The following is a 9,659-nucleotide window of genomic DNA, read 5'->3' on the forward strand; positions in this document are numbered from 1 at the left end:
CCACCCTAGGCGCCGCCACTGACAGTGGCCCGTGACCTGCTACTTCGTGAGTTCGGTCAGCTCCTGGTCCTCGGCCTCGGAGCGCCGGCGGCGAAGCGCGAACCAGCCTCCGACGAGCAGGGCAGCGATCACGGGCAGGAGCAGCAGCGTCTTGCGGCCGATCTCGGGGTCGTTCCACATCAGGACGAGCACGGCCACCAGGAAGGCGATGGTCGCGATCTCCGTGACCGGGCTGCCGGGCAGTCGGAAGGACGGCCGGGTGACGAGGCCCGCCTTGGCGCGGCGGACGAAGACCAGATGGCAGATCATGATGATCACCCAGGTACTGATGATGCCGAGGGAGGCCACGTTCAGCACGATCTCGAAGGCCTGGCTCGGCACGAGGAAGTTCAGGCCGACGCCGAGCACGCACACCGCGCAGGTGAGCAGAATGCCGCCGTAGGGGACCTGGCTGCGGTTCATCCTCGCCGTGAACTTCGGCGCCGAGCCCGCCATCGCCATGGAGCGCAGGATGCGGCCGGTGGAGTAGAGGCCGGAGTTCAGCGAGGACATCGCGGCGGTCAGGACGACGAGGTTCATCACGTCGCCGGCCGCTGAAACGCCGATCTTCGACAGGACGGTGACGAAGGGGCTCTCGCCCGCGGAGTAGACCGAGCCCGGCAGCAGCAGCGCGAGCAGGACCACCGAGCCGACGTAGAACAGGCCGACACGCCACATGATCGAGTTCACCGCACGCGGGACGACCTTCTCCGGCGCGGCGGTCTCACCCGCGGTGACGCCGACCAGTTCCAGGGCCGCGTAGGCGAAAATCACGCCCTGCATCACGATGACCACGGGCATGACCCCGTGCGGGAAGACGCCTCCGTGGTCGGCGATCACGCTCAGGCCCGGCTTGTAACCGTCCACCGGGTGCTGCGTGACCAGCAGGAAGATACCGATCAGCATGAAGCCCACCAGCGTGGCGACCTTGACGATCGCGAACCAGAACTCCATCTCGCCGAAGATCTTCACCGAGATCAGGTTCACGGCCAGGACGACCGCGAGGGCGATCAGGGCCAGCACCCATTGCGGGATGGAGGTGAAGAAGCTCCAGTAGTGCGTGTAGAGCGCGATGGCGGTGATGTCGGCGATGCCGGTCGTCGACCAGTTGAGGAAGTACATCCAGCCGGCGACATAGGCGCCTTTCTCACCGAGGAACTCACGTGCGTACGACACGAAGGACCCGGACGACGGCCGGTACAGGACCAGCTCGCCCAGGGCACGGACGACGAAGAAGGCGAAGACGCCGCAGACCAGGTAGGCCAGCGCCAGGGCAGGACCCGCGTTGTGCAGCCGACCGCCGGCCCCGAGGAAGAGACCGGTACCGATCGCACCGCCGATCGCGATCATGTTGATATGGCGGGCCTTGAGGTCCTTGCTGTACCCGGCGTCGCCCGCGTCGGCGGGCTGTCGGGCCGCATCGGTGCGGGATGCGGCCGCTGCCGTGTTCACGACGTCCTTGCTCACGCGTGGATCTACTCTCTGGTGCGCCCTGCGCAGAAGTGCGCGGGTGTCCGATGTGCCTCGGTTCGGCCACACCGTTGTGGCACAGCTCGATGGACCACCGTCCCCCAGAGACCGCCCCCACCGCGATAACGCACGTCACATAGCGGGACTTCTCACACGTTCTCCGCATGGTCGCCAAATGTCCGGAATGCGACTTTCGGCTCATGGTCGCGTGGCCATGGAAGAGCCGGAAGAGGTTTCACACTAATGGTGGGACAGCAATACTGCTGCACATGACGACCGAGACCGAGGAGCCGACGCTCACCGTCGACGAACTGGCCGCGCGTGCGGGTGTCACGGTCCGCACCATCCGCTTCTACAGCGCCAGGGGACTGCTTCCGCCGCCCGTGATCGGCCCGCGGCGCGTGGGGCACTACGGGCCGCAGCACCTGGCCCGGCTGGCGCTCATCGACGAGTTGCAGCGCCAGGGCATGACGTTGGCCGCGATCGAGCGGTATCTGCGGCAGCTGCCGGCGGACCTGACCGCGCGCGACCTGGCGGTCCAGCGGGCCGTAGTGGCCTCCTGGGCTCCGGAGGCCGTGGAGACGGTGTCACGGGAGGAGCTGGAACGGCGCGCGGGGCGGACGCTGGACGAGGACGAACTCGAACGGCTGGCGGCACTCGGGGTCGTCGAGCGGGCGGGCGACTTTTTCCGCATGGACCCCGGGCTGCTGCGCCTCGGTGTCGAGCTGATCGGCGTCCCGCTGACCCATGAGACGGTCCTGGCCGCCCGCACCGTGCTGATCGAGCACTCCCGGGCCGCGGCGCACGAGTTGTCACGGCTGTTCCGCGACGCGGTGGCCGAGCGCGACCCCACGGCCGTGAGGTCCCTGTCCGCGCACATGCACCCGTTGGTGGTTCAGGCCCTGCTCACCACTTTCCAGCGCTCCCTGAAGGAAGAACTGCGGGAGTGGCTCGCACGGCTCGCGCAGGACCAATGACCCGGCGGGTACCCGCGGGGGCCGAAAGCCCCGGCGGGTACCCGTGGTCCCGGATCAGCGCGCGTCGGTGAACCGCTCCCCCGTCTCCGCCTTCTCCACCAGCAGCGCGGGCGGCGTGAACCGCTCGCCGTACCGCTCGGCGAGTTCCCGCGCGCGGGCCACGAAGCCGGCGAGGCCGCCGTCGTATCCGTTGATGTACTGCAGGACGCCGCCGGTCCAGCCGGGGAAGCCGATCCCGAAGATCGAGCCGATGTTGGCGTCGGCGACGGACGTCAGCACGCCTTCCTCCAGGAGCCGGACGGTGTCCAGCGCCTCGGAGAACAGCATGCGCTCCTGCATGTCCTCGAACGGGATCTCGTGGCCCGGCTTGGTGAAGTGCTCCCGCAGGCCCGGCCACAGCCGGCCGCGCTTGCCGTCCTCGCCGTACTCGTAGAAGCCGGCGCCGCCGCTGCGGCCGGTGCGGCCGAACTCGTCGACCATGCGGTCGATGACGGCCTCGGCCGGATGCGACGTCCAGGTACCGCCCGCCTCCTCGATGGCCCGCTTCGTCTCGTTCCGGATCTTGCGCGGCAGAGTGAGGGTCAGATCGTCCATCAGGGACAGCACCTTGGCCGGGTAGCCGGCCTGCGCCGCCGCCTGCTCGACGGAAGCGGGCTCGATGCCCTCGCCGACCATGGCGACACCCTCGTTGATGAATTGGCCGATGACGCGGGAGGTGAAGAAACCGCGGGAGTCGTTGACGACGATCGGAGTCTTGTTGATCTGCCGTACCAGGTCGAAGGCGCGCGCCAGCGCCTCGCCGCCGGTCCGCTCACCCTTGATGATCTCGACGAGCGGCATCTTGTCGACGGGCGAGAAGAAGTGCAGCCCGATGAAGTCGGCCTGCCGTTCCGCACCCTCGGCGAGCGCGGTGATCGGCAGGGTCGAGGTGTTGGAGCACAGCAGCGCGTCGGGCTCGACGATGTGCTCGATCTCCTGGAACACCTTGTGCTTGAGCGCCGGATCCTCGAAGACGGCCTCGATGACGGCGTCGCAGCCCGCGAGGTCGGCTGCCTCGGCGGTGGGGGTGATACGGGCGAGGAGCCCGTCCGCCTTCTCCTGCGTCGTACGCCCCTTGGCGACCGCCTTGGCGCACAGCTTCTCGGAGTAGGCCTTGCCCTTGGCGGCCGCTTCCGCGGAGACGTCCTTCAGGACGACCTCGATGCCCGCGCGGGCACACGCGTAGGCGATGCCCGCGCCCATCATCCCGGCACCGAGGACCGCGGCCTTGCGGACCTGGCGGGGCTCGATGCCCTGCGGGCGGTTGGCGCCGGAGTTGACGGCCTGGAGGTCGAAGAAGAACGCCTGGATCATGTTCTTCGCGGTCTGCCCGGTGACCAGCTCGGTGAAGTAGCGCGCCTCGATGGTCAGGGCGGTCTCGAAGTCGACCTGGGAGCCCTCGACGGCCGCCGCGAGGATGTTGCGCGGTGCCGGGTAGGGGGCGCCGTTCAACTGCTTCCTCAGGTTGGCGGGGAAGGCGGGCAGGTTGGCGGCGAACTTCGGGTTGGACGGCGTACCGCCGGGGATCTTGTAGCCCGGCTTGTCCCAGGGTTGCTGGGACTCGGGGTTGGCGTCGATGAAGGCGCGGGCCTTGTCCAGCATCTCCTCGCGGGTGCCGGCCACCTCGTGGACCAGGCCGTTCTCCAAGGCGCGCCGGGGTGAGTACTGGGTGCCCTGGAGCAGAACCTTGAGCAGGGCGTCGGTGATGCCCATCAGGCGCACGGTGCGGGTGACGCCGCCGCCCGCCGGGAGCAGACCGAGGGTGACCTCCGGGAGGCCGATCTTGGAGCCGGGGGCGTCCAGGGCGATGCGGTGGTGGGAGGCGAGGGCGATCTCGTAACCGCCGCCCAGGGCCGCGCCGTTGATGGCGGCGACGACGGGTTTGCCGAGGGTTTCGATGCGGCGCAGGGAGTTCTTGATCGCCACACCGGTCTCGAAGGCCTGCTGGGCCTCCTCCGGGCCGACCTTCATCATGTCCTTGAGGTCGCCGCCGGCGAAGAAGGTCTTCTTGGCCGAGGTGTAGATGATGCCGCGGATGGAGTCCTTCTCGGCCTCGGCACGCTCGGCGATCGCCGCGATCGACTCCTTGAACGCCTGGTTCATGGTGTTCGCGGACTGGCGGGGGTCGTCGAGGACGAGGGTGACGATGCCGGTGTCGTCCTGCTCCCAGCGGATGGTGGTGGACTCGAGTGTCATCAGGGGTGCTCCGTAGGATCCGTTGGGGAAGGTCAGACGCGCTCGACGATGGTGGCGATGCCCATGCCGCCGCCCACGCACAGCGTGGCCAGCCCGTACCGCTTGTCCTGCCGCTCGAGTTCGTCCACCAGGGTGCCGAGGATCATCGCGCCGGTCGCGCCCAGCGGGTGGCCGAGGGCGATGGCGCCGCCGTTGACATTGACCCTGTCCAGCGTGATCCCCATGTCCTTCACGAACCGCAGCACGACTGCGGCGAACGCCTCGTTGATCTCGATCAGGTCGATGTCGTCGATCGTCAGGCCCGCCTTGGCGAGCGCCTTGCGCGTGGCGGGCGCGGGCCCGGTCAGCATGATCGTCGGCTCGGAGCCGGACACCGCCGCCGAGACGATCCGGGCCCGCGGCCGCAGCCCGTACCGCTCGCCGACCTCCTTGGAACCGATCGCGACCAGCGCCGCGCCGTCCACGATGCCGGAGGAGTTGCCCGCGTGGTGGACGTGCTCGATCTGCTCGACCCAGTGGTACTTCTGCAGCGCCACCGCGTCGAAACCGCCCAGCTCGCCGATGTCCGCGAACGACGGCTTGAGCCTGGCGAGCGAGTCGGCGGTCGTACCCGGCCGCATGTGCTCGTCGTGGTCGAGGACGACGAGCCCGCTGCGGTCCTTCACGGGCACCACGGACTTCTCGAAGCGGCTCTCCTTCCAGGCGACCGCGGCGCGCTCCTGGGACAGCGCCGCGTACTCGTCCACGTCCCGCCGGGAGAAGCCCTCGATGGTGGCGATGAGGTCGGCGCCGATGCCCTGCGGCACGAAGTTGGTAGCCATGTTGGTCATCGGGTCGGCGAACCAGGCGCCGCCGTCCGAGGCCATCGGCACTCGCGACATCGACTCGACGCCGCCCGCGAGCACCAGGTCCTCCCAACCCGAACGGACCTTCACCGCGGCCAGGTTGACGGCTTCGAGACCGGACGCGCAGAAGCGGTTCTCCTGGACGCCGGCGACCGTGTCGGGCAGTCCGGCGGCGATCGCGGCGATACGGGCGATGTCGGAGCCCTGGTCGCCGACCGGGCCCACCACCCCGAGGACGATGTCGTCGATGGCGGCGGGGTCGAGGTCCGGGAACCGCCGCCGTACCTCGTGGATGAGTCCGGTCACCAGGTCGATGGGCTTGGTGCCGTGCAGGGCGCCATTGGCCTTGCCGCGCCCGCGCGGGGTGCGGATCGCGTCGTACACGTACGCTTCGGTGCTCACTGGTAAGCCTTTCGGGGAGGGTCAGCCAAGCGGGGAACGACCGATGATCTCTTCCATGATCTCGGCGGTCCTGCCATGGATGTTCTGGATGCGGCCGTCGGTGGCGGCACGGTGTTCCGGGCCCGCGGCCTCATCCGCTGCCTGCCGGGGGTGGGGGTCGGCGTGGTCGAGAAGCGTCGGGAGCCGCATCAGTCGCCGTCCTGGAGGAGCCCGGGTACGTCCCAGTCGCGCGCCACGTCCGCGGTGTGCGCGCCCGGCCGCGCCGGCCCGCTGCGTACCGACGTGGGCGTGACCGAGAAGCGGGGCGCAGGCGCCGGCTGGGTGATGCCCTCGTGGTCGGTGAAGGTGCCGCGGGCGGCGAGGTGCGGGTGCGACGGGGCCTCACGCAGCGACAAGACGGGGGCCACACACGCGTCGGAACCCTCGAAGACCCGGGTCCACTCGTCACGGGTGCGCGTCTTGAAGCGGGCCGCGACCGCCTCCCGCAGCTCACCCCAGCGGGCGGCGTCCTCACGGGCCGGGGCCTGGTCCCCGATGCCCAGCAGCTCCACGAACTCTTTGTAGAACTGCTGTTCAAGGGCGCCGACCGCCATGTACCGGCCGTCGGCGGTCTCGTACGTGCCGTAGAAGGGGCAGCCGCCGTCGAGGAGGTTGGCGCCGCGGCGGTCCTGCCAGCCGCCGGCAGCGAGCATGCCGTGGATCATCGAGGCCAGATGGGCGGCGCCGTCGACGATGGCCGCGTCCACGACCTGCCCGGCGCCCGTCACGCGCGCGTGGTGCAGGGCGGCGAGGACACCTACGACCAGGTAGAGCGCGCCGCCGGCGTAGTCGCCGACGAGATTGACGGGGACGGTGGGCGGCGCGTCGGGGTCGCCGATCATGCCGAGCGTTCCGGTGAGCGCGATGTAGGCGATGTCGTGTCCGGCGCGCGGGGCGAGGGGGCCCTCCTGGCCCCAGCCGGTCATACGACCGTAGACGAGCCCAGGGTTGCGCGCGTGGCAGGTCCCGGGGCCGACACCGAGGCGTTCGGCCACGCCGGGGCGGTAGCCCTCGATGAGGATGTCCGCACGTTCGACCAGGTCCAGGACGCGGACCGGGCCGTCCTCGGCCTTCAGGTCGACGACGACCGAACGCTTGTTGCGGTTGGTGACGTCGTACGCGGGGTCGATCCCGAGTCCCGGGCCGTCCGGCCGGTCGACGCGGACCACGTCGGCGCCGAGGTCGGCAAGGAGCATCCCGGCGAACGGGCCGGGCCCGATGCCCGCCAGCTCGACGACACGCACGCCCGCGAGCGGGCCGTGCCCGGGTGTCCCTGCCACTGCCATCAAGCCCCCAGCTCTGTGACACAACCGATGTGACATCAGTGATGTTAAGAACGTGTTGCAGTCCGGGCAATACCCCGGCGAGCAAGCGCTTAGTCCCATTCGGGCCCTCAAACCGTCTCATACCACACCGAAGGCGGTCCTGCCCCTCGCGGTCGTTGCGGCTCGTGGCGGGTGTCAGCAGTCGGCCGGTGGCGTGGGGGGCAGGCGGCGGGTGCCGCCGTCGTGGATCACGCCCCAGGTCCCGCTGAGCGCCTCGGTGGAGTCGTCGTACGTGCGCTGGGCCACGCCGACGAACAGGCAGTCGACGAGCGCCAGCTGGGCGATGCGGCTGGCGGTGGCCCCGACCCGGTAGGGGGCCTCGAGCGCGTAGGTGGTCAGCAGCAGGTCTGCGCTCTCGGCGATCGCAGAGCGCGGGAAGTTCGTCAGGGCGATCGTCGTCGCACCGCGCTCGGCCGCGGCCTGGAGCGGCGCGATGGTGTCGGCCGTGGTGCCGGAGTGGGAGATCCCGATGGCGACGTCGGCGGGACCGAGCAGCGCGGAGGCGGTGAGCGCGGCGTGGACGTCGGTCCAGATGAAGGCCATCCGGCCTATCCGGTGCAGCTTCTGGTGCAGATCCTGGCCGACGAACCCGCTCGCGCCCACCCCGAAGATGTCGATCCGCCGGGCGCCGGCCACCGCGTCGACCGCTCGTTCCAGGGTTGCCACATCGAGCTTGGCGCCGGTCTCCTCCAGGGAGCGCGCCTCGTTGTAGATGATCTTCTCGGCGATCTGCTGGAGCGAGTCGGTGGCGCTGATGTCCGTACTGGTCCAGGCACGGTCACCGCGCAGGGCGTCCTCGCGGGCAGCGGCACCGGCCAGTGCCAGCCGCAGCTGCGAGTAGCTGGCCAGGCCGATGGCCCTGCAGAACCGCATGACGGTGGTCACCGATGTCCGGGCGCGTCCGGCCAGCGCGCCGATGGAGAGCCTGGCGGCCTGGGCGGGGTCGTCGAGAACCGCCTCCGCCACGCGCTGCTCGGCCGGGGCCAGGATCGGCAGGGCGCCACGGATGTCCGCCAGGAGGTCGGCCGAGGGCGACTCGCGGATGGTTCCTGCCGAGTCGGGGGATGCCGTCGTGTGGGCCATGTGCTCCTCCGGGGCCGTACGGGACGGGTGCAGTGTAGGCGGGTGACACAGCGGCGCGTCAAAAAATAACCACGAGTAAAGCGAGACGGTTACTTATTGACATGCGCAGCTTGATCTTCTGATACTCGGCACCGCACCAGAGCACTGTCGTCTCCAGTGCCCGCTCCGTTTCCCATGTCCCGCTTCCACTTCCCCGAGAAGAGAGCGTGCCCATGACTGCTGTGCTCGCTGTGGATCTTGGCAAGACCGGGTGCCGTGCCGCGGTCTGGACCGAGGGCGCCCGTGAGCCCCGCTCTTCACGCGAGGTACCGGGAACACCGGGCCTGGCCTCTCCCGAAGGGGCTCTCGCGGCGGAGACAGCGGTACGCGACGCGGCGGACGCGGCCCTTCAGGACGCGGCGGTCGAGCGGCTGCGTGCCGTCTGTGTGGGGGCCGCCGGTGCGGCCGCCGCGCCGGATGCCGCCTGCGAGCTGGCACAGCGCCTGCTGGACACGATGCCCACCGAGGAGGTCGCGGTCACCAGTGACGCGGTGACCGCACATGCCGGGGCTCTGGGCGGGGACGCGGGTGTGGTCCTCGCCGCCGGGACCGGCGCGGTGACCGTCGCCGCCGCCGAGGGTGCCTTCGCGCTCGTCGACGGCTGGGGACCGTGGCTGGGCGATGAGGGCAGCGGTGCCTGGATCGGTCTGGCGGGACTGCGTGCGGCGCTGCGGGCTCACGACGGCCGAGGTGCCGAGACCGCGCTGCGCACCGCCGCGATCGACCAGTACGGCGCACTGGAACGACTGCCTGCCACCGTGTCGCAGGGTGGGAACCCCGCCCGGTCCGCCGCCGCCTTCGCCCCTGCCGTCTCCCGGGCCGCGGCCTGCGGAGACTCCACCGCCGCCGACATCATGCGTGCCGCCGCCATCGCCCTGGCCGACGCGGTGTTCGCCGCCGTCCGCCGGATCGGCGGCGGTCCGGTCCCGGTAGCCGTCACCGGTGGCCTGATCCACCTCGGCGCGCCGCTGCTGGATCCGCTCACCGCGGCCCTCACCGCGTCCGACCACGTCCTGGAACTCCGGTCGCCTCTGGGCGATCCGCTCGACGGTGCACGGCTGCTGGCCCTGCGGAGCAGCGGCCCGCACGAACCGTTCGTCACCCGCCTGCGGCACCGCTGATCAGCCGCTTTCCTTCCGGCCCCTACCCCCCGCCCCTCCCCCGGCGGTCTCCCCACGCCGACGCCCTTCTCACAGGAGCAAGCC

Annotated in this window: 8 protein-coding genes; 2 read left to right on the forward strand and 6 right to left on the reverse strand. The window is 70.3% G+C overall.

Annotation, left to right across the window (positions count from 1 at the left end; translation table 11 throughout):
- Window positions 1-39: 39 nt before the first annotated feature.
- Entirely contained in the window at window positions 40-1,506 is a 1,467-nt protein-coding gene (locus BIV24_RS27785) for an amino acid permease (protein ID WP_071369219.1), read from the reverse strand.
- Window positions 1,507-1,778: 272 nt separating this feature from the next.
- On the opposite strand from BIV24_RS27785, the gene BIV24_RS27790 reads away from it, so the two are divergent.
- Window positions 1,779-2,486: a MerR family transcriptional regulator gene (locus tag BIV24_RS27790; RefSeq protein WP_071369220.1), complete on the forward strand. Its 708-nt coding sequence runs from the start codon at window positions 1,779-1,781 to the stop codon at window positions 2,484-2,486.
- Window positions 2,487-2,540: 54 nt separating this feature from the next.
- Here the strand turns inward: BIV24_RS27790 and BIV24_RS27795 are convergent, their stop codons facing one another.
- From BIV24_RS27795 to BIV24_RS27810, 5 genes are all read right to left on the reverse strand, one after another.
- Window positions 2,541-4,721, reverse strand: coding sequence for a 3-hydroxyacyl-CoA dehydrogenase NAD-binding domain-containing protein (locus BIV24_RS27795; protein ID WP_071369221.1), 2,181 nt, complete (start codon window positions 4,719-4,721; stop codon window positions 2,541-2,543).
- Window positions 4,722-4,753: 32 nt separating this feature from the next.
- A complete protein-coding gene (locus BIV24_RS27800) occupies window positions 4,754-5,968 on the reverse strand; it encodes an acetyl-CoA C-acetyltransferase (protein ID WP_071369222.1) in 1,215 nt (404 codons plus the stop codon).
- 21 nt (window positions 5,969-5,989) lie between these two features.
- Window positions 5,990-6,157, reverse strand: coding sequence for a hypothetical protein (locus BIV24_RS34615; RefSeq protein ID WP_177198836.1), 168 nt, complete (start codon window positions 6,155-6,157; stop codon window positions 5,990-5,992).
- A complete protein-coding gene (locus tag BIV24_RS27805) occupies window positions 6,157-7,293 on the reverse strand; it encodes a CaiB/BaiF CoA transferase family protein (RefSeq protein WP_071369223.1) in 1,137 nt (378 codons plus the stop codon). Before BIV24_RS27805 ends, BIV24_RS34615 begins: the two co-directional genes overlap by 1 nt.
- Before the next feature lie 174 nt (window positions 7,294-7,467).
- Window positions 7,468-8,415 carry a MurR/RpiR family transcriptional regulator gene (locus BIV24_RS27810; RefSeq protein WP_071369224.1) on the reverse strand — a complete coding sequence of 316 codons (948 nt, stop codon included), beginning with the start codon at window positions 8,413-8,415 and terminating at the stop codon, window positions 7,468-7,470.
- Window positions 8,416-8,627: 212 nt separating this feature from the next.
- Between BIV24_RS27810 and BIV24_RS27815 the strand changes: the two genes are divergently transcribed.
- The gene (locus BIV24_RS27815) at window positions 8,628-9,575 is read left to right on the forward strand and encodes an N-acetylglucosamine kinase (RefSeq protein WP_071369225.1); all 948 of its coding nucleotides are present in this window, start codon (window positions 8,628-8,630) and stop codon (window positions 9,573-9,575) included.
- Window positions 9,576-9,659: the final 84 nt, after the last annotated feature.

The organism is Streptomyces colonosanans, from assembly GCF_001866645.1.
GTDB classification, from domain to species: domain Bacteria; phylum Actinomycetota; class Actinomycetes; order Streptomycetales; family Streptomycetaceae; genus Streptomyces; species Streptomyces colonosanans.